Here is a 25,260-nt window from a genome sequence, read left to right on the forward strand (position 1 = left end):
CGGATGCCCGCCCGACGCCACTCGATCAGCATCGAGAGCAGCGCGAGTTAGGCGTAGGTGAACGCGCCGGTCTTGGTGACCGCGCCCGCGTCTGTGGTGACGGCCACGTCGACGGCACCGGCGGCCTTCGCCGGAGTGGTGCAGCGAATGGTGGTTTCATCCACGACGGTGATGCCGGTTGCGGCAGTGCTGCCGAACGTTACGGTGCTGCCGGGCGTGAAGTCCGTGCCCTTGACGGTGACCTGGGTGCCGCCGGCGGCCGGGCCGGTCACCGGGCTGACCGTCGCCACGATCGCCGCAGGAAAGCACGCGTCGAGCTTCGACTGCCGGATGATGGAGTCCTTCGGGAACTTCAACTTGCGTCCGCTGCCGGGGAAGGCGGTGCCGTCAGGCTTGAAGTCGACGTACAGGTTCTCCGTCACCTTGATCAGCGGGTCAGTGACGGGCACGTTGGTCTTTTTGCCCTGAGCTGCCACCTTCGTCAGCTGCGCGCCGTTCGCCCCGTACAGAGTCATTGCAGGCCCCCTCCTGGCTGCTTGAAGCAGCGGCAGCGGCGCCGGTTCGGGAAAGTCGGTGTCGGCGGCCCGCAGGAACGTCCACCACAGGGCGGCTGCTCCGGCGAGACTGACCAAGACGCCGATGGCGAGCCCGTACGGCCACAGCTGCCTGCTTCTGGTCACGACCGCGGATGGTGGCTGCTGGGTCGGCTTACGTCGCGTTTGGGAGGTTGATGGCGCGCCGTGGGATGATCCCGGCTGGCTCACACGTCCGCCCGCTGTGGTCTGCGCTTCACGCCGGACCACATCCGTCCGCGCATGAGCGCCATGCCCAGCCACGAGTGCTCACGAATGTTCTGGCCCGGCTGACGGCCGAGCTGGGACAGTTCACGCGCCGACGGGAAGCCGGGTTCACCGAACGCGTGCCGTTCGGCGCGGGCCAGCAGTGCGCGGGCAGCTGATCGGACGGCGGCTGGCCACGGTGGGTCGTCCTGGGTGAGCAGACGGCTCAGCCTCTCCATGAGCTCGCGGGCGTCGCTTGCGGCCTTGAAGTCGAAACCCGCCGAAGCCCACACGTATCCGCCGTCTTCGAGAGCGGCGAGCACTTCGACGCGGTCGAAGCCGGACTCCCAGTAGATCTGCTCGAGGTAGGCGCCCCATACGGGGGCGAATCCTCCGCCTCGCGCGTGTTCGTCCAGCTCCAGGTACTTGTTGTATGCGTACATGGTGCCGTCGGCGTTCCGTATCCATTTGCGTTCGGTGCGGCCGACGCGCCTGCCGTTGGCGTCGAGGATGTCGGCGCCAAAGGTGACGGAGTTGTGGTAGGCGGTCACGCCGGTGATGTTCACGGCGAATCCGTTGAAGGAGCGGCCCGCGACGAGCTGCTGGAGCTGCTCTTTGATGGCGTTGAGGTCGGGGTTGTCGTTGCGGGGGATGACGTCGCCGGCGAGCCAGCCGGGCGGCGGGTCTGGGATGTGCGGGGCTGGGCGGGCGGCGGGCGTGGGCGCTGGCGTGGGCTCTGTGGCGCCGGCGGCATCGCGGGCGTTGGCCCAGGCGACAGTGTTGGTGTAGCGGCGGACGATGCCGTCGCGGCCGCGGACGTGGAAGGTGGCGGTGCGGCCGTCGTTCTGTATCCAGGCTTCACCAGGGCCGTCGGGGCTGCTGAAGTACAGGTTTGCCCTTTCGGGGCGGGCGTCGGCGTCGGGGATGCCGGGGTCGGCTGCCGCGGCGGTTCGTCGTGCTGGCGTCGGTGGGGGAGCGCTGGTGGGGGTTTCGTCGGTGACGACGAATGAGATGGGGATGTTCGGGCCGCGGAGCACGCGGGTGGAGCCGTCGGTGAACACCACGGTGGCGCCGCGCCCGTTCGGGTGCACTTCGGTGATGTCGGCGACGGGTCCGTAGCGGCCGTTGCGCATGCGCTGGCCTGGCCGAAGGGTGGAGATCGGCGGGCCTTGCCGTCGTGGCCGTCGGGCCGGAGCTGGTGGGGCTGGCGTGCTCGTTGGTGTCGTGTCGGGCACGGGCGTGGCCAGGTCGTCGGCGGCGCGTAGGGGCGTTGCGGCCTGGGCGGGAGCGCCGACGGTGCCGTTGGCTGCTGGTGTCGCACGTGCCGGAGGTACTTCGGCGGGAGCCGGGGTGTCGGTGCGTTCGGGTGTCGCGCGTTCCTCGGCTGTGCTGGTGTCGTTGCCGGCAAGGAGCGGGTTGCGCTTGATGCCGTTCCACCCTGAGCCGCGCATGGCGCGTGACCCGATCCAGGACTGTTCGCGGAAGTTCTGCCCGGGGCGGCGGCCCACCTGGGAGATCTCCCGGGCGGATGGGAATCCCGGTTCGCCGAACGCGTGCCGGTCCGCGCGGTCGAGGAGCGCCCTTGCGGCGGCGAGCTCGTCGCGGGTGCCGTCGCCCGCCGCTACGAGTTCGCGCAGCGCGTCGATACGTCGGGCGGCCCAGTGCGCATCAGCGAAGTCAAAGCCTGCGGACGCCCACACGTAGCCGCCGTCGTCGAGGCCGGCATCCACGGCCACGTGGGAGAAGCCAGCGTTCCAGTAGTGGCGTTCGAGGAACAGGCTGTACGGGGCGGCGAAGCCGTTGCCGCGGACTTCGTGGCGCAGCGACATGAAGTCGTTCTTCGCCCACAGGGTGCCGTCGGTTTCGCGATGCCAGATGCGGTCGGTGGAGCCGACGCGGCGGCCGCTGGCGTTGAAGATGTCGGCTCGCCAGCGCAACTTGCCGGAGCCGTTATCTCCGACGGTGGCGGCGGCGTTGACGAAGCGGAGGGTGAGGCCTCCGAACGTGGCGCCGTCGATGAGTTCGCGGAGTTTGCCGACGGCGTCGTCTTCGTCGTAGCCGGGCAGGCCGGGGACGAGGTCGGCGACGTTGATGGCTGGGGCAGCCGACGCCGGGTGAGGTAGCGCGTCCACGGGTGCGGGGCCGAACAGGTCCGGGATGGGCGTCTGCTCGAAAGCTGGGCTGGCCGGGCTGCGGCGGCTCGGGGTGGCGCGGCGCGCGGTTACGCTGACGCCTTCGGACTGTGCGGCGAGCCGCCACCGGCCTACCTGGGCGAACCGTCGCGTTCGGCCGTCGCGTCCGCGCACGTAACCGACGGCGCCGCCCGTCGTGCGCACCATCCAGGCGTGCACGACCCCGTCCGGGGACATGACGTGCGTGATGGCGTCGCCGGTCGGACTGGCGTCCGGGTCCAGGACGCCGTCGGCGGGTCCGCGCGGCGGATCCGCCTCGGGGAGGCCGAGCCGGGCGACGTCCGCTTCCCACCGGCTGATGTCGATGTAGCGGCGCACGTCGCCGTTCTGGTCGAGGTAGGCGACGGGGCTGCCGTTCGTTTCGGTCAGCCAGGCGCGAACGTTTTCTCTGGCCAGGTAGCGGACCGCGGCCTGGTCTGGGGCGGCGCCGTCCGGAGCGGGCGCCCACGCGCCGGCGGGGATACGGTCGCGAACGGCCGGCATCCGTGCCGCTGTCGTGGGGCTGGTGGCTGGCGGCGAGGCGAGGTCGAAGAGGGCGTCGCCGCGCGGAGCACGCAGGGGGCGGGCGCGCGCGGGCGTATCGACGCGCAGCAGGTGCGGGGCGACGGTGCTGGTGTGGTCGTCGTCCCATGCGATAGTGACGCCGCGGCGTTGGTCGCCGCCGATGACAGTGCCGTACCGGTTCCGGCCTCGCAGCTGGACGCGGCCGCCCATCCAGATCCAGCGGCCTCGCCAGTCGCGCGGCTGCCACGTGTCACCAGGCGCGAGGACCGCTTTAACGTCGAGCGCACCGTCCGCGGTGAAGCGGACGCCGTAGCGCTCCCACTGGATCAGGCCCAACGTGTCCCCCCGGCTGGTACGGAGCGGCCGGTGCCTCGTGTGGGCCGCTCGCCCGGGGATGGTGGCGAATTGAGCGGCTTAGGTCGCGTTGGGCTGGGACGCGAAAGAGGGCGGCAACCCCGTGGTCATGGGGGTTGCCGCCCTCTTTCGTGCGGTGCGGCTTGGCCGGCAGCCGGGCCGCGTGTGCCGCTACTCGTCGAGGGGGACGCCCGTTTCGGGGTCCTGTCCCTCTGCGGTGCGTACGGCACGGAGGAAGTTGGGGTCGTCGTCCGGGTCTATGCCCGGGTGGTCGATGATCCACTGGTCGCGGATCGCATTAAAGATGGCGTCGGTGCTCGACATGCGTTACGTCCTCGCAGAGTCGGGGGAAGTGGCGGGTCCGGTGATCTTGCTGCTGGGCCGTGCGGCCCGCCAACGACACCTTCGCCCCTTTGATGCCAGAATTCTACTACAGGATGGTTATTTTCTGCGACGGTGACTGCGACGGATACCGCCAGAGACGCGGCTGGAGGAGCCTCGCTCAGGCCCTCTCGATGCGGAAGACAGAGGGAACGGACGCGCTGATGGCGCGAGTGGCTGCGCCGGCGAGCGCGGCCACTGGTCAGTTCCCTCGGGGGGCGTTCTTGGCTAGGGCTTCGTCTACGGTGGCGAGCGTCTCGCGGAGGAGCTGGACGGCGTCGATGAGGGCGTCTTCGTCCTCGCTGGCGCTACCCCCGTTGGGGATGGTGAGGTCGAACATCTCGCTGAAGCGCCGGGCGGCTTGGCGAAGGGAAGCCACAACGACGGGGGAGCCTGCGAGAGCGGCGTCGAGCTCGCAAACCGCGTCAACGTAGTCAGCCGCTACGGGCAGCACGCTCGCGTCCGCGTCGGCCGCGAGCACAGCGCACCGGTAGGCGCGCTTGAGCATCTCGTCGTGCGCGTCCATGAGCTCCTTGAGCTCTGGCGGGAGGAGCGCTGCTCTGTTGCGGGCGATGTCGTCGAGCGGCGAGGTCATGCGGGGATTGTTGCAGCTCTGCACAGGCACGTCCGGGGTTCGGCGAAGCTGCGGGCGCCGCTTCGTTTCAGGCGGGCGTGCCGTTCCCTAGCGCTGGGATGTCGCCGACGACCTTCTTCACGTCCGTCCACGCGCGTAATGCGACCAGGACGGCGGCGGCGTCGCCAGCGTCCACGACAACGGGCATCATGTGCGGCCGTGTCACCGTCTCGCCTTCGCGGGCTTCGATGAGGGCAACGGCAACGGGGGAACCGGATACGACACCGTACGTGGCGGCCGCCTCCAGGCGGGGGCGGCCCACGGTGACCGCGTAGGCGACGCCGTTGACGTACCCGTGAACTTCGAACAAGGGCTTCACCTCTCGCTGATTGGCAGGCCGGCGGCCTGCCAGTAACCAAACATGAACAGCCGCGACAGCGTCAGGGCGTCACCACCGTCGCGGCTGGTCGCGGCGTACGGGTTGGCGGCTGGCGGAAGGCCTTGGCCGGCGGCAGCGCGGCCTGCCAGGAGCGCGGCGTGGATGCGCACGCCCAGCGAGCCGCCCGCGGACGTGGATGTGGCGGGCGGGCTGCCTTCGGCGGATTCTTCGGTCACCGGTCACCTCTGCTGTTCGGGCTGGTGGACGTGAAAAGACCGGGGGGCGGCCCGCCCGACCGCGCGCCGGGGAGGTCGCGGGCCGGGTCGGGGTTCAACTTATCGGGTGGGACGGCCGGTCCCGGAACGGCGAGAGTCCGGGCGGGCGGCGCCGCGCGCTTCGCGGGAGCGGCGGGCGGCGCGCAGGTCGCGGTCTCTGGCGAGGAACTGAGCGCGGTACTCGGTGTAGTTCATCCAGCCGCTGTTCTGGATCCAGTTCCAGAATTCGTCGCTGGCGTTCGCGCGAATCTCATCCCAGCTGCCGGACGTCCACAGTCGGTCGGAGTTGTAGCCGCGCTCCTGCGCTTGCGGGTTGAGCTCGCGGCCGCCGCGTAGGTAGGCGTCGGCCCGCTCGCGCAGCCCCTGAATGTAGGCGTCGTACTCGGCGCGGATCACCTCATCGGTGCGCTGGCCGGTGCTGGCGCCGGCCAGGGCGCGGGCGTTGTCGGCGCGCATCACGTCGTCGGAGACGCCCCATTCTTCCTGGAGGGCTTCGTCCACCGTGGCGCCGCTGGCGATGCGTGCCTCGATGCGCTGCGCGCGTTCCCGTTCGGCCTGCTCCTCGATCTCCCATTCGTCGAGCGCTTCGCTGATGCGGGCGACGCTGTAGTTGTCGTCGACCCGGCCAAGGAGGCCGACGAGGGCTTCGCCGGACAGCTCGTCCAGGTTGACGCCGTCCAGCGGGTCGTCGCCGTCGCTGGGCCGGCCGCGGAGTTCGGCCATGATGCGGCTGTACGCGGGCGACCCCCACGGGATGCCGCCGAGGAGGTCCTGCAGGTCCTGGCGGGACAGCGACGCGAGGTCGACGCCGTCGAGCGGGTCACGCTGAGGCCCGTCCGGGGTGGTGCCGAGAAGGGAGAGAACGCCGAGCGTCCAAGCTCGCATGTCGTCGTCGAGGTAGTCGCCGTCGCCGAACAGGTCCTGGACGGCGGTGGTGAAGACTTCGCCGCCGCCGTGCGCGTACATGCGGCCGGTGTACGGGTGCGGGAACGCGTCGGGGTAGCCGACCTCGTCAGGGTTGCCATCGACGGGCCGCATGTCGGGGCGGCGGCGTTCGCCGATGGTGCCGGTGGCGGTGCGTTCCCACGTGTAGGCGTGTTCGGCTTCGGCGAGGCCGGGGATGGTCCGCTGGAAGATGTGGCCGAGCTCGTGGACGGCCTGGTCGCGGCCGTACCGGCCGCCGCCCCAGCCAGGATTGAGCGTGACGGCGCCGGTTTCGGGGTCTATGTGCGGGCGTTCGTTTGTGGAGTGGAGGGTGAGCGGCCCGTTGGCGTTGAGGGTGTTCACCCAGTCGTCGGGGAAGTGCTGTTCGGCGTCGCGCATCATCCCAGCGACGCGGTGGTTGTCGGGGCGGCGGCGGCCTCGTTCGTCGCGCAGGTCGAGGCGGGCGTCGCCGACGTCGCGGAGCGCGGCGAGCGCGTCCAGGGTGGCCTGGCGGCGGATGCCGCGCGCAGTCGTGGTGGCGGCCTGCTTGGCGGTGCTGTCGGCGCGGATCTGCTCCTTCAGCTCGGCCACTTCGGGCAGGTCGCCGCCGCCGAACTCGGCCGGGGTGATGACCTTCCACCGGTCCCTGGCTGCCTGGCTGGCCGGGTCGGCGTTCGCCTGGGAGACGAGGTCGTCGATGCCGTCGTAGCCGAGCTTCTGCGCGGCTGTGTCGAGGCGGGTCTTGCGGGTGCGGCCGTGTTCGGCCTTGATGCGTTCGATGTCGGTGTGGGCGGCCTGGATGCGGGTTTCGGCTGTGTTGGCGGCGGCGACGGCGTCGCTGTAGCCGTCCACCGTGTGGGCGCGGGCTTCGACGTCGGCGGCGACGTCGGCGCCGGCGGCCTTGATGACGGCCAGGTGGCGCATGGCGTGCTCGCCGGGGCCGCCGTCGCGGTCGGCGATGTCGGGGATGTGGGCGGTGATGGTGTCGAGGTCGGGCCAGCGTGCCTCTTCGAGGTCGTCAAGGCTGAGCGGCATGTAGACGCGGCGGCGGACTTCCTTACGGCCGATGTCGGCCAGGTCATCTGGGAGCGCCTTCCGGTAGGCGGCCAGCCGTGCGGGCAGGCCGGCCACGTCGTCGGGCAGGTCGGGCATTTCGGGCGCGGCGACGGCGTCAAGTTCGGTGAGGTCGCGGGCCGCGAGGATGCGGCCGACGTTGCGGCCGACAAGGGGCGGCTGCGTGGCGAACTGGTCGAGCATGCGGGCGAGCACCTGGTCGTAGTTCTCACCTGGTAGCGGATCCACGTTCACGATCGACTGGACCAGGTTCGAGGCGGCGCGTTCACGAATCTGGGCAACGAGGGGCGCGACTCGCTTGGCCAGCACGCTGTTCTGCTCATCGTCGGCGTCGTCCGTGAGCAAGACGGCAACCTGGTGGGCAACGCTGTCGTCGCTGTGGCGCTTCCACGCCGTCTCAACAAGGTCCGGGGCGGCCGCCCAGATGCGGTCGCCGGTCTCCGGCGGGTGCACGCGCCGGTTCTGGTACTCGGCCTCGATCGTCTTCGCGGCGTCGGCGTACAGGGCCGTTTCAGCGTTCGCGAGCGCTTCGGTGACGCGGCGTTCCCGCTCGCGTTCGCGCCGACGTGCCTGCTCCCGGTGGATGCGTGCCTGGGCGTCAGTGCCGCCGCGTGCGTGCCGGGTGACGTGGCTGCCGTCGCCTTCGAGGATGGGCACCAGTTCGACGTCGTCGTCGAGGGTGCGCACCCACGCGGACGCTCCTACTTGGCTGCCGTCGGTGTCGAGGACTGGGTTGAGCATTTCGATGGTGCCGGTGATGCCGTTGTGTTCGGGGCCGAACGTGACCCGGTCGCCCACCTGGACGTCGCTGGCGGGGATGTCGCCGTCGCCGCTGCTGTTGTCGAGGACGGAGTCCCATGGCTGCCCGGCTGACTGGACGCCGCGGCGAACACGGACGACGGACGGGGCGCCGCTGTCGGTGAGCGTCACCTGTTCGCGGTCATCGGTGCCGTTGTCGAGGGCGGCCTGCCAAGTGTCGGTCGCGGCAAGCGGCGGCGATGTCCGCCACAGGTCGACGACGCCGAGGTCGCGGCCCTGGTAGCGGATGGTGTCGCCGGCTTCGAGCCGATCGGGGCTGATGTGTTCGATCGGGTCCGGCGCGTCGGGGGCGACGTCCTCATCCGGGGGGAGGTCCGGCATCAGCCACACGTCGACGCCTGAGGCGAGGATGCGCTGTTCGCGGTCGCCGTTGTCGCGTTCGATGGTGACGGTCATGAGGGGGAAGCGAGCGATCGGCCGGGTGGCGACGACGCGACCGTACGTGACGGTGCCGTCCAGCTCCGGGATGGCGATCGTGTCTCCTTCGGTGAGGTTGTCGGCGCGTGAGCGCTCAGGGGTGGCGCGGTGCGGGTCGTGCGGCGGTTCCGGGTATCCGTTCAGACGTGCGTAGGAGCCGTCGACCCAGGAGGCGGCCCGCTGCAGCGCCCGTCGCCGCGCCGCTGGCAGGGACTGGTCGTCGGACAGGGCGCGCAGGTGGTTGCCGAAGGCGCGCATGTGGTCGCCGGTCATCGGCTCGCTGGCGCGCAGCATCGCGGCGGCTTCGCGGATCTGCGGGGTCGCGTCGGTGCTGGTGTCGATGCCGAGGCTGAGGACGCGCTTGCGAATGTCGGACCGTAGCCGTACCCGCGCCGTCGGCGGCCCCTCCACCGCCTCGGCAGCGTCCTTCGGGCTGCGCTTCCTCGTCTTCGCCTTCGGTTTGGCGGGGGCAGGGGTCTTGCCGGGGAGCCGCCAGATGGGGTCGTCGCCGAGCGGGACCATGGACGCGGTGCCGGAGTCATCGACGGTGTGAACCCAGCCGTCGGCGACGCGGGTGACGCGCTCCAAGCGGGAGCCGTCGAGCGTGCCGGGCAGAGGGATGATGAGCCGGTCACCGGGCTGTATCGCCTTGGGCGGGACCTGCTCGAGCGTGGCATCTGCCGGGATCTCAACGAGGTGGCGCGTCTGCTCATCCGGGCCGTACGTGGTCCAGTGAGATTCGCCGCGCCAGTCCACGGCTTCGACCGCGATCGTGTCGCGGCCGCGCATGACGCGCGCCACGTACGCCGGCAAACCCGGCCCGTCACCGCCGCCGTCGCTGCCAGCGAGGTCGATAACGTCGCCGGGACCGAGCTGCCACGCCGGCACCGTGTGCGCGGCCAGCCGGTTACCGGGCGCGGGCTGGAGCCGCGACTGCGACAGGTCCTCCCACACGTCGCCGGTGTCGTCAGCGGGGAAGGCGCGCCGCAGGCTGCTGTCGGCGCGGGTGTCGATGATTTCGTCGCGGCCGTCGGCGGTGCGGACGCGCAGGAGCACGCCGCCGTCGATGCCGTAGTCGCCGCCGATCACCTGAGCGGGCGTGTTGGACCCGTTCGGGATCACCCACGCGCCAGCCGCGACCACAGCCGGGGACACGTTCTGCACGGGGATCGGCGGCCGGTCGCCGATGATGCGGTCGATCTGTTGGTCCTCGGTGGACACGGGCGTGGTGTGCACGAGGCGGCGATCATCGGGCATCCGGACGTGGATGGACCACGAGTTGTCGCCGTTGTGATCGAGCTGCTCGATGACGCCGCGTTCGCCGGCGGGGATACGCCCGGAGTAGCCGGTGGCCTTGTTGCGGCCTTCCCGGACGACGATGGCGTCGCCGATGGCCAGGTCGGACGGGTGCACGGCCTCGGAGGCGAAAGGCCGGTCGGCCAGGTCGGTATAGGCGATCAGCGCCGCCACCGCTTCCTCCTGCGTGGCGTAGCGGCCGTTCCCCGCGGTGCCCTGCCCGGGGGCGCGCCAGAACCAGGTGGGGCGGGCGCTGCGGCGGAACGACCGGCTCGGGACGTTCTGACCGACCTGCCCGAGGGGCTTGTCGCCGTGCTTGGGGTCGCCGGGCCGGGCGATGTCGACCACGTTGTTCTTGCCGACGGCTGGGGCGACGGTGACGCCGTCCGGCAGGGTCACGCGTGAGGCTTCGGGTTGCGGGCCGTCGGGTTCGGGGTTACGTGCGCGCAGGGCGGAGCCGCCTACGGTCCGCAGCCGGGCCTGCAGTTCCTGGCGGGCCTGGCCGGCGCGGAACCGCACGAACCCCTTCGGGTCCTGCTCGGGGGTGAGGGCGGCGATGTGCTGGGCAAGGGAGTCATCTGCGGCAACCCACGCCTGCTCGGCGGCGCCTACCTTCTGCTCGTCGCGGCCGCCGGCGGCGCCGTCGAGAGCCTCGGCGTAGTCGCCGAGGCGGCGGCCGACGGCGTCGTTCGCTTCCCCGTACTCGACCGCTAGGTCGCGCGTGCTCATCACGGACGGGTGCTGCGGCGGCCGGTTCGCGGCCGCGTCGGCGGCGCGCGCGGCCTGGGCTGTCCGCAGCTCGTCGGCTGCGCGGATCGATGCGGCCGCCTCGTCTGGGCTGAGGCGTTCCACGCGGTCGTCGAGGAGGATAGGCGGCACGTCGGCGAGGTGGCGCGGCAGCACGATCCCGGACTGCTCGGTGATCACGTCGGTGAGGCGAACGGGCTGGCCGGGCTCGTAGCCGTCTGGGACGGTGCCGATCCATGCTTCGCCGTCGTCGCGGGTGAGGTAGCTGCCCGCAGTGGAGCGGACGCGGCGGACGCCGTCGGCGCGGTGTACGACCCGGATGCGGTCGCCGGGCTGGAGGTCGCCGGCGTTCACGGGCCCGCCCGGGCGGGGCTCGGCGGCGTGGAGTGCGGCGCGCCGGTCCGCTTCGGCCTGAAGGGTGTCGAGCTCGTACTTGGTAGCGGCGACGTCGCCGTCGTCCTGCCCTGTTTCGGCGGCGCGGCGGAGCGCGGCCTCGTGGCCGCGCTGGGCGGTGGCCATCTGCGCGACGAGGTCGTCGTCGCTGATGGCGGCCATGCGGGCGTCATGCGCCTGCTGGATTCGCTGCCGCATGGTGTCGGCTCGCTGCTGCCATTCGGGGGTGCCAGCCAGGTCGGGGGCGATGTCAGTGGCCCGGCCGAGCGCGTCAAGGCCTGCGCTGTCGCGGCCGGCGTTGAAGTGCCGTTCGGCTTCGGCGAGTAGGTCGGGCACGTACTGGCGGCGGGAGTTGGCGAGATGCTGGGAGCGCTGGTCAGGGGTGAGCGCGGGCAGCCCGTCCGGAGTGGACGGCTGGCCGTTGTCGGGGACGGCGGCGACGGCGCCGCGCGGCTGTCCGTTGCCGCGGCCGGAGCCCGGAATGAGGCGCAGACCGCCCGCGCTGATGGCGCGCGTGTGCTGGTCGCCAGCGGGAAGTCGCAGCCGGGACGTGTGGCCGTCGGTGTGCTGCACGCGGGCGTACCGGTCGTCGCCGGGGGTGTCGTCGATGCCGGTGACGACGACGTCGTACAGGTCGTTTTCCGGCTGGTACAGGTGGTCGCCGATGACGATGTCGGCGGTGTCGGCCCGTTCCGTCGAGGGCGGGTTGGCCTGGTGGCGGCGGTAGCGGTCCAGGGCGGCTTCGGCGTCGCTGGGGGTGGGGAAGGCGACGGCGGACATCTGCCCGTCGTCTCCTTCCCACCGATAGGTGCCGTAGCTGGTGTCGACGACGCGTCCCGGCCCGCTGCCGTCGCCCGGCGCGGCCGTCGTCTCCGGCTCGCCCGCGGCGGCTGGCGTCTGCGAGACGTTCTCGTCGCGGCGGGCGCGCACGCCTGCGCGGATGCGCTCCCAGTTGCGCGCCTGTGGCCAGGTGCGTTCGCCGTTGTCGAGTGCGGTCAATGCGCCGTCGTAGTCGCCGGCGTCGGCCAGGCTGCGGGCGCGCATGGACGCCTGCCGGGCGCGCTGGCTCAGTTCCTCGGCGATCGGCGCCCGCTGAACTTCGCGTGCCGCGCGGAACGGGTTGACGCCGGGCCGGGCCAAGTCGGCGTCCAGGGCGGCCAGTTCCGTGTGGAGCTCGTCCACGGTCATGGCGCGCAGCTGCGCCCGCCGTTCCCGCACGTCCTGGGCTGGTGCGTCGTACGCCCGGTCGCGGACACGCTTGCGCACCTGCGGGATGAGGTCGTGCAGCCAGTCGCGGTTGGGCCGGTAGATGACTTGGCCGTAGCTGTTGGCCCACCCGGGCTCGTCAGCGAAGCGGTCGCGGATCGCCATAATGGCGTTCTCGGCGGCGCCGTACGCGTCGGCGACGCCTAGGAAGTGGTCTTCGAACTCGTCGTCATCTTCGGGGGGTTTGGCGTTGATGATCGCCAACAGGTCGCGGACGGCGTCGGCGGCTTCGGGGGAGCCGTAGCGGTTGCGGAGTTCCGCCTGCCACTGCTCAGGTGTCATGTTCTGCGCGCGAGTCTCGGGCGGCCTGACCCGCTCCGGCTCGGGCTCGACGGGGCTGCCGTCGGCGGGCACGTCTCTGGCGGCGCTCTGTGCCATCTTGTCGGGAGCCACGGCTTGCACAGGTTCGGCGGCGTTGCCGGAGTTGGCGCCGACGGTTTCGAAGTCGGGCGCGTACGGGTCGAAAATCTCCTGCGTGCCAGCGCGGTCGGATTCGAGGAACAGGCCGTCTTGACGGGCGTCCGCCGTCGGCTGCGCGGGGCGTCTGCCCGGGGCGGCGCCGCGGCTGGTGCGGTGGACGGCCTGGCCGTCGTCGAGGATGAAGTCGCGTCCGCCGGGGGATAGAGCGCCCATCGCGTTCGGTGACTCCCACCGGGCGTTCTCACCGAGTTCCAGCGTGAATCCGCCGAGATTGTCGATGGGGTCGCGACGCAGGGGGCCGTGAACGGTGACGATGGTGCCGGTGGCGGGGCTGATGCCATTCGGGCTGGTGAAGCGTTCGCGGCTGGCTGCGGTCACGGGAACGTCGAAGGCAACGCGGTCGCCAGCCTTGAGGTCGCCAGCGGTGACGGTGACGGGGGTGGAAGGAGCGTCCGGTCCGGCAGACTCGGGTGCGGTGGTGGTAGCGGGTGCCGCCTCGTTGGCAGGGGTGTCGCTGACCGGTTCGTCGCTGGCGGGCGCGTCGGCTGGTGCGGTGGCCGGTGCTTCGTCCTGTGCGGGCTTGTCGTCAGGTTCGGACTGCGGCGCGTCCGCTTCCCGGCCGCCGTCCTTGCCGCTCTCGCCCTTCGCGGTCTTGCCGTCGTCGGTCTCGTCCTTGACGGCCTCGTCCTTGGCCCCACCAGCCGTGGACGGCGCGGCCTGGCGTCGCCTGGCGTTGTTCTGGGCGGACCCGTCCGCAGTTTCCCCAGTGGGGCGTGCGTCCCTACGCCCAGCCGGGGCGCCCGCCTCAGGTGCTCCCGCTTCGCTGTCGTCGTCCCGGATCGCGGCACCGATCAGGGCGCGGCCCATCTGCTGCACGTTCGGGTCTCGTCGGCGCACCGCGGCGATAAGGTCCTGCAGCGGCTTGTCCGGAATGAGCCGGGCGACCGCGTCGTCGTCAACGACGAGGGAGGAGCGGCCGCCGGGAGAGTCCAACTCGACCCGCATCTGCCCGTTGATGATGCGACCCACCTGCGAGATGACGCCGACGCGGACGACGGCGTCATCGCTGCGCGGGTCGCGGCCGTACATGAGGACAGCTCGGCGGCCGCGGATGTCGCGGACGCGGGCACGTCCGTCGCGGCCCTCTGGGGCGTACTCGGGGATGCCGCCGGTGGGCTTCTTCACCGGGATTTCGGCGGGCTTGTCTGTGACCTTGCCGGTGGGGGCGGACCCGTCCGGACGTTTCTCGACGGTCAGGTAGTTGCGATGGACGCGCTGAATGTTGCCGTCGGGGAACTTCACCTCGATGCGGCCGCCGCCGACGTTCTTGACGACCTTGCCGACGCCGCCGCCCCACACGCGCACGGTGGCGCCCGTTTCGATGAAGCGTCCCTTGCGGTCACGCGGGTGCTTGTCGCCGTCGAACTTGTCCCGGCCGAGCGCCTTCTCTTCCCAGCTAATCGACCTGGCGTCCGCGTCCATGTCGGTGTCGGTCGTCAACCTGGCCCCCCGCGTGCTGCCCCTGGCAATGTCGCGGTGCAGCGTGCCGAAGCGGCGCGTTAACGTCGCATCGGCCCAAGGTGAGGCATCCGGGCAGGTCCACAGGGCTGTCCAGGTCGCCACTGGCGGCGGGAAAGAATCATGAAACTGGTGTGAGACAGGTGGCCACGCTGGTGCGTGAGTCAGATATGAAGACGCCGTCGAAGGCGCCCGGGTGGATTCTCGGCGCTGGCACCCTGGCAACACTCGACCTCTGGGCCGGGCTGCTGGTTGTTATTGCGGGACTCCTCCACGCCTCCATCAGCGCGGCTTACGAGTATCTGCGAGAGCGCGCCAGAGGCGACGCCGTTGTGCGCTACTTGGTACACGCTCAGCCCGGCACCAGTGTGCATCTTGACCAGGGCGTTGAATCGCAAACGCAGGTGCAGGTCAACGACATTCGCAGCCAGGGCGGGGCCGCTGAAGTTCCCGCCGTACCCCGCAGGGAGGGGTCAGGTGCATGACCCACGACAAGAGGACGTACCGGCAGAGGACGACCTGGAAGCGTTCTTCCAGGAGTGGTTCGACCCCTTGACGCGACGCGCTCTCTTCTACAGTCGCGGCAACAGTGTGATCGCTGAAGAGGCTGTTGACCATGCCGTGGACCAGTGTGTGAAGCATCACAGCGCGACCGGTCAGCTTGCGCCCGAGGATCGAGTCCCGGCGGCATGGATGACGACGATCATCCGGCGTAAGGCGTACAGCCTGCTCAGACGCGAAGACGCCAAGTGGCGTGCCTTCCGCAAGCTGTTCAAGTCGCCGCGAGATGAGATCGAACATGTTCACGATCGGATGATCGCGGCCCAGGCACATAGGTTTCTAAGCTCCTTAGGCGGCGGCGACCGCATGATCGCCATCATGCACTACAGCGAGGAGATGACGGCCGCCGACATCGCTGTGGAGCTTGGGCTCAACGCCAGCACGGTGCGGACTCGGCTTCAGCGGATAAGGGGCCGGCTTCGCGAGCAGCTCGGCATCAGCGTGCGACCCTCGCTGATGCTGGAGAGGGGGGCCACAGAATGAGGTGGATCAGCGAACGCCAACAGCAGGACGACTCCTACGCGGATGACATGCTGCGCGGCCTCATCCGGGCGGAGGCGTGGGAGTACGAAAGCCGCCCGATGCCAGCCACGAGCCCGGACAAGATCAGCCACCGACTCCGGATGTCACGTACCCGGGTGCCGTTGGAGGGCATCCGCCAGCAGGAACGGGCCACACTCAACATGCGGGTGGGGGCCTTCGCCGTGCCGATTCTCGGCGTCGTGGCGGTGGGCGTCGGGTTTATCTTCTATGGCTCCTTCTATCCCCGGTTGTACCCAATGATGTCATCGGAGATGCCCTTAGTGGAGCCCTCCACCACGGTGGTGCCAACGTGGGCGCCTCCTCCGGGGACGGAGATGGGGCCAAGGGAACACCTGATGGCCATCGGGTACTTGATCCTCACGATGGTTGGCGTGCTCGGTTTAGGTTTCCTCCTGATCAGAGAGGCGCTTCGCGGCTGCCGGCGGGCACTCCTCGGCATGCCCCCGACGTGGAGGAAGGTCACGCATGGATTGGCCAAGCTGATGGATTCGATTGGCTGGGCTTTCGAGCATGCACCGTCAGCCCAGGTGAGGTGGCGTTTCTGGTGGCGTCGTACCCGGTGAAGCTGTTCAGCCTGGACTAATCAGCCAGGTCAGGCGGCACCGGCAGCCCTGCGTTTCCTCGTCGGGGGCGCGGGTGTCGCCTGGCCAGCGCAGCGCGGCGCCGCCGATCTCGAACGGGGCGCTCAGGTCGCTTGTCTGCCCGTCTGCGGCAAAAGAGTGCCAGGGGCGCGCCGGCGTGTCGTTGCCTGCCTTCCAGATGGCGGTGACGCGGCCGCCGGGCCCGGCCAGACGGCGCGCCGCTCCAGCTTGGGCGGAGGCGACGACTGCGGTGGCCGCTCGGGCGGCGGTGCTGGCCGCCCACGCTTCCACGCGCGGCAGTTGGGCGCGGACGGCGGCGACGATGGCGTCCATGGTGGCGCCGGTGATGTCGGTCGCTGCGACGATGCCGGCCAGGCGGGCGGCTTGGCCGGAGGTGGCCAGGGCCAGCCAGCCGAGCACTTCCTCAGCGGCGGCGTCCGCAGCCGTGTCTTGGGTGGTGTCGTCGATTTCGGCTGCTGCGGCGCGGGCTCCTTGCTCGAGCGTGTCGGTGGCGACTTCCCGGATGTGCTTCATCCACTGGTCCGAGGCGGCCACACGGCCCGCCTCCAGCAGCGCGTCTCCGACGCGTGTGTCGACGTCGTATTCGGCCTGCCAGTGGCGGGTGCCCTTGCGTGTCTTCGGGCTGGCGGCGCGGGCGACGGTGCGTTCGATGAGGCGGCGTGCGAGCGCGTCGAGCAGCTGGCGCAGGTCGGCTTCTAGCTGGTCTTGCACGTCGCCTCGTACGCCAGCGAGGAGGGGCTGCTGGTCGTCGGTGCCGAACGCGGGCAGCGTCTTGGCTTCGACGGGATTGTCAGGGAGGGCGTCCTGCAGAAGGTTGAACGCCGCGGCGGTGGCGTCGTCGCCGAGATCGAGGGTTTGCCCGACGTCGCCCACGTCGGCGTCGGCCTCATCTTCGGGTTCGGCTGAGGTGTCGCCAGGTTCGACCAGCTGGTCGCCCTCGGGTTCGGGAGCGGCCAGGCCGAGCGCGACCGCGTCCTCTTCCCGGGTGGGGATAGGGGTACGGCCCTGGGACACATACAGGGCGCGGGTGTGCGGCAGATCGAACGGTTCATAGTCCGCGATTTGCCGGTACTCATCCAAGCTGATGGCGCCCTTTTCGAGTTCCTCGCGGGCTTCGGCGCGGCGGGCGGCGGCGGTGCGGCGCAGCACCTCCACGTTGGAGATATCGAACTCGCCAACGACGTCATCGTCGGTGTCGTCATCGAACCCGGCGGAGATCAGCCTCAGGTGAGGCGGCATCGTCACGGTCCAGAAATTGAATAATTCCTGCTCAGCGTTATCAAATGTGCGGCCGCTGCTGTTGCCGAGGACGGACTCGCCGACGCCGAACGCCGCGAGTGTCTCCTCTTTCGCTTTGTTGGCCATGTCGCCGTACGCCATGTCGCGGGGTCGGCTGGCCAGGTCTACATAGGAGAGTTTGCCGCTGATGACAGTGACTTTGCCGGCTTCGGTGGGGCCGCGTCCGAAGCGGGACTCCAGCAGGCGGGCGTCGGCTTCGTTGCTGCGGCCCTCGATGGCGACGATGCCGCCGGGTCGGCCGTCGTTACGCAAGAAACTGACCTGATACAGGCGGGCGAGGAAATCCAAATCGACGGACAATCCGGCCGCTTCCAGCGGCGTCATGCCCCGGTATGGATCGGTCGGGTGGGGCTTTCTGAACCAGCGCACTCGTTCGGGGTCGATGTAGACGCGGGTGCCGTCGGCCGTGATCGTCTCAAAGTGGGACAGCAAGTTTCCGCCGAGGCCGGGCACCGGCCTGGTGCGTGACGGCGGCAGCAAGTCCAGGCGGATCGGCGTCCCGGCGTTACTGAGCGTCACTTCGACGAACGCGCCCGGTGGGCTGAGGAGAATCTGCGTGGACAGCCGGTAGCGGAAGGTGCGCCCGGTCTCCAATGGGTTGGCCTTGCCGTCGTTGAGGAGGTTCACCAGCGGGTGGTCGTCGACGATCTCGTCGCCTTGACGGAGCTGGAAGTCGAGCGTGGACTGATGGTCGGCGATGGTGTCGACTGACTTGTACACCCAGATGCCGCGTTCGAAGCCTTCGGCCACGGCCCGGTCGACTGGCCATGCTCGCCGTGCCGACTGGGAGGCGTTGGTCAGCCACTGCTCGGCGGTGAGGGTGCGTCCGCCGAGGTTCTTGGTTTGAAGGCCGCGCGCGGGCGTGGCTTGGCGAGGCGGCAGCAGCGCCGGTAGAAATCGACGACTCACGTAACACCCCCGGTTAGCGGCTGGTTGCGGTGAGCCAGCCAGCTGCGACCAGCCACATGCCGGCGACGACGAGGGCGGCGGCGGGATGCCACAGCGCGGCGGCGCCGATGGTGGTCAGGAGAGCGCCGACGATGAGGAGTGCGAGGCCGATGACGTCGCGGCGGGCGCGGTCGCGGCCGTCAGGCAGCGGTTCGTGGTCGTCGTGGTCGCCGCCGGTCATGTACGCCATGTGGTTCGTAGGCCCCCCGTGCCGGTGCCTGCCCTGGGTTTGGGGCTGGCTCGGGGCCGGAGTGTGCCTTCTTTGGTCGCTTACGTCGCTGTGCGTCTTGCAGAACGCCCGACACGCCCTGACTCCGCCTGTGGGAGTCTTCCCACGGGCGGAGTCGGGGCGTGCGGCGGGCGCTTCCGGAATGCGGCTACGACAGGCCGGACAGGCGGGATGCCTGGATGAGGGCGGCGTTTTCGCGGCGTGCCAGCTTGCGTTCATGGCGGGCGGCTACTTCGTCGGCACGCTGGCCGGGCGCGGCCACGAGCCGGGCGGCCCTGTTGCGCGTGCCACCTCGCAGATGCTCGCCGTTCTTTTCGTCAGCGAGGCAGGGCGCATAGGCGACGTCCTCGTAACTTTTGCGGCATCGAACGCACAGCGCGTCGAGGACTTCCAGGACGATGCCGCCGTCGTTGAATCCGTCGAGGTTACGCAGGTCGTCCGGCAGAGTGAGAAACGGATTGTTGGCGAGCTTCCGCATGGTGGTGGGTGGAATGTTTTCTATGGTCAGCGCGATTCCCCAGGTGTGTCGGCCGGGGCGTTCCGTCATGTCGTATCTCTCCTTGTGGTGCTGCACATGGCGGGCCGCCGTGGAGGGGGTGTGGGGGTTCGCCCGGGGTGGGATGCGCGCAGCCGAGAGATGAAGGCTGCGTGCCCGTGCGGGTGTACGGCGGCACTGCATGTGTTTGGACATTTGGTAAGGATCTTTCGCGAAGGTCCCACGGTAACGATCACTCTGCGTCAGATAAAGAGGGCGGCCGGAACGGGCGTTACACGCTGCGTGAAACTTTGCACTGTAACGTTTTCGACCTGCTTGTAAACCTTTACTGCTGTGTGCGCGTGGTGGCCCGGCATCAGACAAGAATGCGCCACGGGTCGTCCTCTTCCACGACGAGCGGTTCGTAGACAGACAGGAGGGCGGCTTCCGCGCGATCGGGGCTATGTACGCCGCGTTTCTTCATGGCGGCCTTCGGCTCGATGACCGAGTAGCCGCCGGCGGCGGACGTGGTCAGTTTCGGCGCCGATAGTTGCGCAGCCGCCATGTCGTCGATACGCAGCCGTACCTGGGTGGCGCCGCGCTCGTCTGGGCGGACAAGCGCGCGGCCGGACAGCCACATTTCGGCGCGCTTGTTAATGGGCCGCATCGTGGCTTCGTCGGGTTCGCGGCCGGTTGCCTCCGACACGACGACGGAGATGACGTCGGCGCTGTGCAGGCCTTCGAGTTTCCACGATCGGAGCACGCTGACGACGCCCCAGCCGACGCCGATGCCGTCCACTTTGACGCGGACGGGGTCGGACGTACCGAGAGCCTTGCAGAGCTGTTCGGCCCGGCGGATCTGCTGCAGTACGGCGTGCGCCACCTGCACCTGGTCGGCGTTCTCGGGGCCGCTGCTGGTGTGTTCGATGGTGACGAGGTCGCCGACGGTGCGGGCGACGACGAGTTCATCGCCTCCGTCGGAGGCGACATCGACGCCGAGGCGCACCCAGGCGCCCGCCGCCACCTTCCATTCGTCGCGTTCTTCGGCGAGGCCGAGGTCGCACAGGCGGGTGCCGGTGGTTGGCTCGTCCTGGCCGACGGCGACCTCAACCCAGTCGGAGGGTATGACGGCGTTGGCGACGCCGAGGGGGAATTGCGCGTGAATTTTGGCTCTGACGTAATTGCTTTTCGGCCCGTGGACGCGGATCGTGCGGCGAATCCACACGTCGTCGACCATGTGGACGGCCGGGCTGTGGTCGGCGCCGGGGCATGTCTGGCACAGGCCGAACTGCTCGCCGGTGAGGTTCGGGGTGTCGTACGCGCTGATCGGCACCGTGTGCACGTCGGGGTCGTTGCACAGCCGTTCGAACCACGTGCCCTGCTCGTCCGTCGGGGGGTTGCCGATCGCGATCATGCGGCTGTCCTGGCCGACCATGAGTCCGGCGAGGTTCTGCCCGATCGTGTGCGCGATGCCGCCAGCTTCTTCGACGACGAGCAGCAGGTGATTAGCGTGAACCCCCTGTACGGCCGCCTCGTTGTATGGTGCGGCAGCGAGACCGTAGGCGACGACGGTGTCCATGCCGGACGCGTCCGGCAGCTTGTACTGGGCCATGTCGATGACGCCGGGCAAGCCGGCGCGTGAGTGCGCGGCCCGCACTTCTCGCCACAGCTGGCGGACGACTTGGCGCCATAGCGGGGCGAGGCTCACGGTGATGCCGGTGCCGACCGGGTGGATGAGGCTGTGCCAGAGAACCAGCTGGCCCGCCGAGTACGTCTTGCTCGAGCCGAAGCAACTGGGGACGGCGACTTGTTTGTGTTCGACGAGGGCGTGCATGAAGCGGCGGGGGACGCTCCACACGGACGAGCCGAGCACCTGGTCGCAGAAGCCCACCGGGTCGTCGGCCCAGAGAGCGTACGCCGATCCGGCGACCGTGTACGCGGCCGCGTACACCTGGCGGGCCTCGTCTTCGGTGAGTTCTTCCAGGACGGTGCGCCGGTCGGGGGGCGCCAGGCTCATGAGGTCGTCGAACATGCGCTGCGCCAGCAGGGAGCGCGGGTCGCCGCGGCCCGCTCGGGCGGGCGGGGTGTTCAGCAAGGACATCCGTGCCGCAGGTGCAGGTCGACGGCGCGTTCAATCTGTTCGACGTCGTCGGTGCTGAAGAAGATGGGCATCTGGCAGGCCGGGCAGACGATGTGGGCGAGGTGGGCGATCACGACCCGGCATGGAAGCGTCCGAGCTGGTTACCGTCCATTCGGGGTTCGCCTTGGCCGGGGCTGGCGGCTCGCGTGGTGTGCCGGCGACTTGGCGTGCCTGCGTGACGAGGTGGCGCAGGGTGGGAGGTTCCGGGTGGGGCGTGGGCGGTCGTCGGATGCCGGGGCGGCCGGGTGCGAGGTCTTGGGTTTCGCTCGGCCGCCCCGAGGTGTCTACGGCGTGACGTTGTGTGCGGTGTCGGCGTCGCTGTCAGCGGTAGCGGGACGTGCGGCGGTGATGGCGGTGACCGTCTCCCGCAAGTCTTCGAGTTCGGCCATGGGGTGGAAGAGCTCGACAGCGTCCTCCTGGTCGAGGCCGAGGATGCGGCGGGCGCGTTCCCAGACGCTGATGAGCGGGCGGCCGTCGATGATGACGGCGCGGGTCATGTCGTCGCCGGGTTCGGGGTGTAGGTAGTTCTGGGTGGCGGGTCCTCGCTGGATGGGTCCGTATGCCCAGCGTCCGTTGGCGAGGTCGACGGCGCGTGCTGCGAAGTCGAGGATGTCGCCGTCGGGTCCTGGTCCGCGGTGGTCTTCCTGCCACCACAGGTCCATATGGGTTTCGATGTGGTTCAGGGTGGCGGTCAGCAGGTCGACGTTGACGTGGGAGCGGTCGGGGGTTTCGCGGTCGTCGATGTCGTGGGAGGCGAGGGTCAACGGGGGAGTCCTTTCGGAATGGTGGGCGGTCGGCCGTGCGATACGCCGCACGGATGATCCGATTTATTCAGTGCAGGATAGTTAATTTCAGAGCAGCGAGTACCTCTCGCCTGCGGCGTGATCGCGTCTGCGGTTCGGGAAACATCGAACGTCCGTCGCGAACGGAGAGTGCACATATCCCGAACAGCCCGGTCTTCGTCGTTGATCCGTCGCCGGCAGGTGTTCCGCCCGCCACGGGGCGGCGCGGGTGCGCGCCGCCCCGTGGCGTGGGTCAAGAGGCGGGGTAGAGGGGAGTCCAGTTGGTGAGGGCGGCGGCGATGCGGTCGTACTGGGGGTGCAGGGTGACGGCGCGGTAGACGATGCGGCCACCGCCGCCGTGGGCGTGGCCATGCGGGTCACCCTCGCCCGTGAGGTCATGCAGGTCAGGTAGGCAGGTCAGGTTGTCGTGGCGGCTTTCGCGGACGGTGCCGCCGCTGTCGATGCCGAACTGGATGGCGGCGTTCTCGGGCAGGTCGCACCAGTCGGTTACGGCTTCGCCGACATGGTTGACCGAGAAGGGGCCCTCGCGAACCACGCGGAAGACGGCCACGGTGGGCTGGCGGGACACGTGGGCGAACTGCTGGGCGTCATGCCAGGAGGGGACGCGGCGGATGTGGTACTCGGTGATGGTGCCGTCGGCGTTGCGGGTGCCGTACTGAATGCGGTTCGCCATGATTGCCCTCTCCTGGGTGCATAGTTCACGCCCTTGCTTACACATAAAAGAGTACAGGATTATTATTATCTGGGCAAGTGGGGGATCTTCCCGTGACAAGCCCGGAGATCGGGCGCACCCGGCCGCTGAGGGCTGGGCACCCAGCGTGAACCTCAGTTTGACGTGCGGACTCACTCCGTCGCGTTCGAGCCGAGGGCCGCAGTTCCCCAGGCCGCATCGCCCCGAGATGACGGAGGCGGAACCTGATAAACCAGGTTCCGCCTCGCGTTCGAGCAGCCGATGCGCCGGGCAGCGCCGTCAGGTGCGCTGCCCGGCGCGCCACTTGGCCAGGAACGGCTCTGGGTTCCACCAGCGATGTCCGCGCTCGTCGACCACGTGCTCGGTCAGATCGCTCTTTTCCCGCCAGCCTCGCGTCACGTCCTTGACCTTGTCGGAGGAGACGCCCAGCTCGCGGGCGAGCCGCGCGGTGTTCCATCGGCCCTCGGCATCGACGCCTTCAGCGACGGCCTTCTCGTGCTTCTGAAGCCCTTCCCACCAGGTGTCCGCAGCTTCCGGCTTGTACCTGTACCGGCCGTTCTCCTCGATGTGCTCCGGCGTGGTGCCCTTGTTGGAGGCGCCCCGCAGCCGCTCGCGCACGACTCGCGGCTCAACGTCCCACCGCTCAGCGAGCTCGGCCGCGCTCAGCCAGTCGTAGCGGTTGGTGACCCACCAGGCTCGGGCCTTCTCAACGTCGAAGAGCATGACCCGGCCGCGGCCCCGCTGGGCGATCGGGCCGTCGCCAGCGCGGGCGTCCTTGATCCGGGCGAGGAACTTGTTCAACGTCGTACCCAGCCGTTCGGCGACCTGCGGAGCCGGAAGGAGTTCCAGGCCGGCGGTGTCGTCGCTGGTGTCGCCGGCGTCCGCTTGTCCGTCGGTGTCCGCAGCGGACTGGGCCTTCGCTGTGAGCTTTCCCGCCCTTTCCAGGTCGCGCTTGATCAACGGCAGGTTGAAGTCGGTGACGCGGCTGATCGCGGCGTTGACCCCACGGCTGCCGAGCTCCTCGCTGTAGAGCTCGGCAAGAGCGGCCACGAACTTCGCGCGTTCGTCCATCGCCTCTTCCAGCTCGACGTCGATGTCTTTGATCTTCTCCCGCTGGACGTCGATGACCGCGAGCGCCTCATCGGCGCTCCAATCGGGAAGCTTGAGAGGTGCATGCGGCTTGATCTCGTTGTGCCACATGGACCGGGTCAGGCTCGCATGGCGCATCACCGGCTCGGCCTTGCGCTTGTGGCCGAGCACCAGCGTCAGAGCAGCTAGGTCCCGCGGGTGCGTGGCATTGCCGTGCTCCTCGCGCACCTTGAGCACCTTCTTGTGCGCCTGCTTGGCCTTCCTGGCGAGCGTGCTCACCGTGCGCGATGTCGTTGCAGCCATGGGGATCAATCCTTAGTAGTGTGGGACGCTAACGGTTCCTCCCGCTATTGGTGACGGGCGGCGAACACCAGGTGTCCGCACAAAATAGTACAGGATAATTACCCTTCGGGGGAAGTCAAACCGTCACTGAACGATGTGGGGTCGGGCGCAGAAGTGTCAGCTTCACTGGACAGGTCCCAGATGCGCAGCACGATCTGGCCGCCTTTGACGACTTCGCCCAGCCGCGGGTCCGGCCCGGTCAGATGCTTGTCGTCGTCATCGCGCAGCAGCCCGTATCGCAGCCGCCCGGCCAGCTGCTGTTTCCGCGCCTCCTTGGAGGCGGCGATGAGCCCGTCGATGAGGGCCTTGTACGTCGGCTGCAGGTTCGCCGCGTCGCGCACGCGCCGGTCCGGCGGGCAGTACACAGCTTGCACATAGGCGCGCTCGAGCGTGGGAATCTTCTGCTGCAGCAGCATCACCCACGCGGCCTGCCTGAGCGCCCGGGTGATCGTGGCTGCGGGTCCCCAGTGCATTCGGTGGTTGGCGTTCAGCACCTTCATGCCCGCGGGCATGCGAATCTCCCAGTCGGGCGGGCGGGCGCCCTCTTCGTCGAACACGGCTGATTGTCTCCTTCGCTGTGAGGTTGGGTGTCGGCGGCGAGCGGGCGCCCGCCGCCGTGGCGGCGGGCCCTCATGTCGAGAGGGTGCGCAAGCCGGGCGACGGTGCTCGCTACTCGGCCGCCTTGGCGGCGATGGTGTGTCCGCGCAGCAGGGAGGTGATGATCGCGCTGGCCGCTTGGTAGCCGGGCCAGGAGTGGTCTGCGGCGAAGTCGGGCTGGTGGCGGAGCTGGCCGATGAGGCGGTTGACTTCAGCGGGGTCCGGCTCTGTGGCCTTCTCGGCGGCGTCACCGAAGGCTGCGGCGATCAGCATCGTCGTGTTCGGGTCGGCGGTGCGCACTCCTTCGTGTGCGCATTCGCTGCAGGCGGTGGCGAGTTGGACGCGGCCGGCGGCGATGCTGAGTTGTCCGAAGGCGGTGTTGATCGGGTGGCCGTAGGCGGCGGTGTCGGACGGCACCGGCAGGGCGACCGCGGTCGTGGAGGCGGCGCGGGCGTTCTCCAGGGCGGCGGCTGCGGCCTCGAACGGTGCGCATCTGATCTTGCCGCTGCCGACGCGGGGGGTATTGCGGACGCAGCCGGGGCCGCAGGCCTCGCTGAGTTCGCCGTGCAGGTGGTTGAGCAGTTCGGCAAGGGCGGCGCGCAGCGGCAGCGCGGGGTTGAGCACGGGTG

General features: G+C 69.5%; 20 protein-coding genes. 4 read left to right on the forward strand and 16 right to left on the reverse strand.

The window, feature by feature from the left end; all coding sequences use genetic code 11:
* Positions 1 to 47: 47 nt before the first annotated feature.
* The 7 genes from AB0F17_RS34980 to AB0F17_RS35010 all read right to left on the reverse strand — a co-directional run bounded on the left by AB0F17_RS34980 (position 48) and on the right by AB0F17_RS35010 (position 14,294).
* Positions 48 to 680 (reverse strand): IPT/TIG domain-containing protein, encoded by a 633-nt coding sequence (locus tag AB0F17_RS34980; RefSeq protein WP_358031649.1) that lies wholly within the window; start codon positions 678 to 680, stop codon positions 48 to 50.
* Positions 681 to 760: 80 nt separating this feature from the next.
* On the reverse strand, positions 761 to 3,811 hold the full coding sequence (locus AB0F17_RS34985; RefSeq protein WP_358031651.1) for a hypothetical protein: 3,051 nt from the start codon (positions 3,809 to 3,811) through the stop codon (positions 761 to 763).
* Between the two features lie 189 nt (positions 3,812 to 4,000).
* Positions 4,001 to 4,153: a hypothetical protein gene (locus AB0F17_RS34990; RefSeq protein ID WP_358031653.1), complete on the reverse strand. Its 153-nt coding sequence runs from the start codon at positions 4,151 to 4,153 to the stop codon at positions 4,001 to 4,003.
* A gap of 259 nt (positions 4,154 to 4,412) precedes the next feature.
* Positions 4,413 to 4,805, reverse strand: coding sequence for a hypothetical protein (locus AB0F17_RS34995; protein WP_358031655.1), 393 nt, complete (start codon positions 4,803 to 4,805; stop codon positions 4,413 to 4,415).
* Between the two features lie 67 nt (positions 4,806 to 4,872).
* Complete coding sequence (locus AB0F17_RS35000; RefSeq protein ID WP_358031657.1) at positions 4,873 to 5,154, reverse strand: hypothetical protein; 282 nt, start codon at positions 5,152 to 5,154, stop codon at positions 4,873 to 4,875.
* A gap of 5 nt (positions 5,155 to 5,159) precedes the next feature.
* Positions 5,160 to 5,399: a hypothetical protein gene (locus tag AB0F17_RS35005; RefSeq protein ID WP_358031658.1), complete on the reverse strand. Its 240-nt coding sequence runs from the start codon at positions 5,397 to 5,399 to the stop codon at positions 5,160 to 5,162.
* A 99-nt stretch (positions 5,400 to 5,498) separates the two neighbouring features.
* Positions 5,499 to 14,294 carry a hypothetical protein gene (locus AB0F17_RS35010; RefSeq protein WP_358031660.1) on the reverse strand — a complete coding sequence of 2,932 codons (8,796 nt, stop codon included), beginning with the start codon at positions 14,292 to 14,294 and terminating at the stop codon, positions 5,499 to 5,501.
* Positions 14,295 to 14,455: 161 nt separating this feature from the next.
* Here AB0F17_RS35010 and AB0F17_RS35015 point away from each other — a divergent pair, with 161 nt between their 5' ends.
* Genes AB0F17_RS35015 through AB0F17_RS35025 form a run of 3 tightly spaced genes read left to right on the forward strand, consistent with a single transcriptional unit; the run spans position 14,456 to position 15,979 of the window.
* Positions 14,456 to 14,797 carry a hypothetical protein gene (locus AB0F17_RS35015; RefSeq protein WP_358031662.1) on the forward strand — a complete coding sequence of 114 codons (342 nt, stop codon included), beginning with the start codon at positions 14,456 to 14,458 and terminating at the stop codon, positions 14,795 to 14,797.
* Positions 14,790 to 15,356, forward strand: a complete 567-nt coding sequence (locus AB0F17_RS35020; RefSeq protein ID WP_358031664.1) for a sigma-70 family RNA polymerase sigma factor — start codon at positions 14,790 to 14,792, stop codon at positions 15,354 to 15,356. The genes AB0F17_RS35015 and AB0F17_RS35020 overlap by 8 nt, the downstream gene beginning before the upstream one ends.
* On the forward strand, positions 15,353 to 15,979 hold the full coding sequence (locus AB0F17_RS35025) for a hypothetical protein (protein WP_358031666.1): 627 nt from the start codon (positions 15,353 to 15,355) through the stop codon (positions 15,977 to 15,979). Before AB0F17_RS35020 ends, AB0F17_RS35025 begins: the two co-directional genes overlap by 4 nt.
* A 6-nt stretch (positions 15,980 to 15,985) precedes the next feature.
* Here the strand turns inward: AB0F17_RS35025 and AB0F17_RS35030 are convergent, their stop codons facing one another.
* The 4 genes from AB0F17_RS35030 to AB0F17_RS35045 form a co-directional block, all read right to left on the reverse strand.
* A complete protein-coding gene (locus AB0F17_RS35030) occupies positions 15,986 to 18,226 on the reverse strand; it encodes a phage portal protein (RefSeq protein ID WP_358031668.1) in 2,241 nt (746 codons plus the stop codon).
* A 13-nt stretch (positions 18,227 to 18,239) separates the two neighbouring features.
* Positions 18,240 to 18,455 (reverse strand): hypothetical protein, encoded by a 216-nt coding sequence (locus tag AB0F17_RS35035; RefSeq protein WP_358031670.1) that lies wholly within the window; start codon positions 18,453 to 18,455, stop codon positions 18,240 to 18,242.
* 187 nt (positions 18,456 to 18,642) lie between these two features.
* A complete protein-coding gene (locus AB0F17_RS35040) occupies positions 18,643 to 19,041 on the reverse strand; it encodes a hypothetical protein (RefSeq protein WP_358031672.1) in 399 nt (132 codons plus the stop codon).
* 304 nt (positions 19,042 to 19,345) lie between these two features.
* Complete coding sequence (locus tag AB0F17_RS35045; protein ID WP_358031674.1) at positions 19,346 to 21,070, reverse strand: hypothetical protein; 1,725 nt, start codon at positions 21,068 to 21,070, stop codon at positions 19,346 to 19,348.
* 2 nt (positions 21,071 to 21,072) lie between these two features.
* Here AB0F17_RS35045 and AB0F17_RS35050 point away from each other — a divergent pair, with 2 nt between their 5' ends.
* Positions 21,073 to 21,288 (forward strand): hypothetical protein, encoded by a 216-nt coding sequence (locus AB0F17_RS35050; RefSeq protein WP_358031675.1) that lies wholly within the window; start codon positions 21,073 to 21,075, stop codon positions 21,286 to 21,288.
* Positions 21,289 to 21,393: 105 nt separating this feature from the next.
* On the opposite strand, the gene AB0F17_RS35055 is transcribed toward AB0F17_RS35050, so the two are convergent.
* The 5 genes from AB0F17_RS35055 to AB0F17_RS35075 form a co-directional block, all read right to left on the reverse strand.
* Positions 21,394 to 21,873 (reverse strand): hypothetical protein, encoded by a 480-nt coding sequence (locus tag AB0F17_RS35055; RefSeq protein ID WP_358031677.1) that lies wholly within the window; start codon positions 21,871 to 21,873, stop codon positions 21,394 to 21,396.
* 271 nt (positions 21,874 to 22,144) lie between these two features.
* The gene (locus tag AB0F17_RS35060; RefSeq protein ID WP_358031679.1) at positions 22,145 to 22,585 is read right to left on the reverse strand and encodes a hypothetical protein; all 441 of its coding nucleotides are present in this window, start codon (positions 22,583 to 22,585) and stop codon (positions 22,145 to 22,147) included.
* 297 nt (positions 22,586 to 22,882) lie between these two features.
* The gene (locus AB0F17_RS35065; protein ID WP_358031680.1) at positions 22,883 to 23,995 is read right to left on the reverse strand and encodes a hypothetical protein; all 1,113 of its coding nucleotides are present in this window, start codon (positions 23,993 to 23,995) and stop codon (positions 22,883 to 22,885) included.
* A gap of 98 nt (positions 23,996 to 24,093) precedes the next feature.
* Positions 24,094 to 24,591 (reverse strand): hypothetical protein, encoded by a 498-nt coding sequence (locus AB0F17_RS35070; protein ID WP_358031682.1) that lies wholly within the window; start codon positions 24,589 to 24,591, stop codon positions 24,094 to 24,096.
* Positions 24,592 to 24,703: 112 nt separating this feature from the next.
* On the reverse strand, positions 24,704 to 25,255 hold the full coding sequence (locus AB0F17_RS35075; protein WP_358031683.1) for a hypothetical protein: 552 nt from the start codon (positions 25,253 to 25,255) through the stop codon (positions 24,704 to 24,706).
* Positions 25,256 to 25,260: the final 5 nt, after the last annotated feature.

Source organism: Nonomuraea sp. NPDC026600 (assembly GCF_040638335.1).
GTDB lineage: Bacteria > Actinomycetota > Actinomycetes > Streptosporangiales > Streptosporangiaceae > Nonomuraea.

Coding starts and splice junctions, on each gene's coding strand:
- AB0F17_RS35045 (WP_358031674.1), bottom strand. CDS start 21,070: ATGTCCTTGCTGAACACCCCGCCCGCCCGAGCGGGCCGCGGCGACCCG.
- AB0F17_RS35065 (WP_358031680.1), bottom strand. CDS start 23,995: ATGGCTGCAACGACATCGCGCACGGTGAGCACGCTCGCCAGGAAGGCC.
- AB0F17_RS35040 (WP_358031672.1), bottom strand. CDS start 19,041: ATGACGGAACGCCCCGGCCGACACACCTGGGGAATCGCGCTGACCATA.
- AB0F17_RS34990 (WP_358031653.1), bottom strand. CDS start 4,153: ATGTCGAGCACCGACGCCATCTTTAATGCGATCCGCGACCAGTGGATC.
- AB0F17_RS35035 (WP_358031670.1), bottom strand. CDS start 18,455: ATGGCGTACATGACCGGCGGCGACCACGACGACCACGAACCGCTGCCT.
- AB0F17_RS34995 (WP_358031655.1), bottom strand. CDS start 4,805: ATGACCTCGCCGCTCGACGACATCGCCCGCAACAGAGCAGCGCTCCTC.
- AB0F17_RS35025 (WP_358031666.1), top strand. CDS start 15,353: ATGAGGTGGATCAGCGAACGCCAACAGCAGGACGACTCCTACGCGGAT.
- AB0F17_RS35060 (WP_358031679.1), bottom strand. CDS start 22,585: ATGGCGAACCGCATTCAGTACGGCACCCGCAACGCCGACGGCACCATC.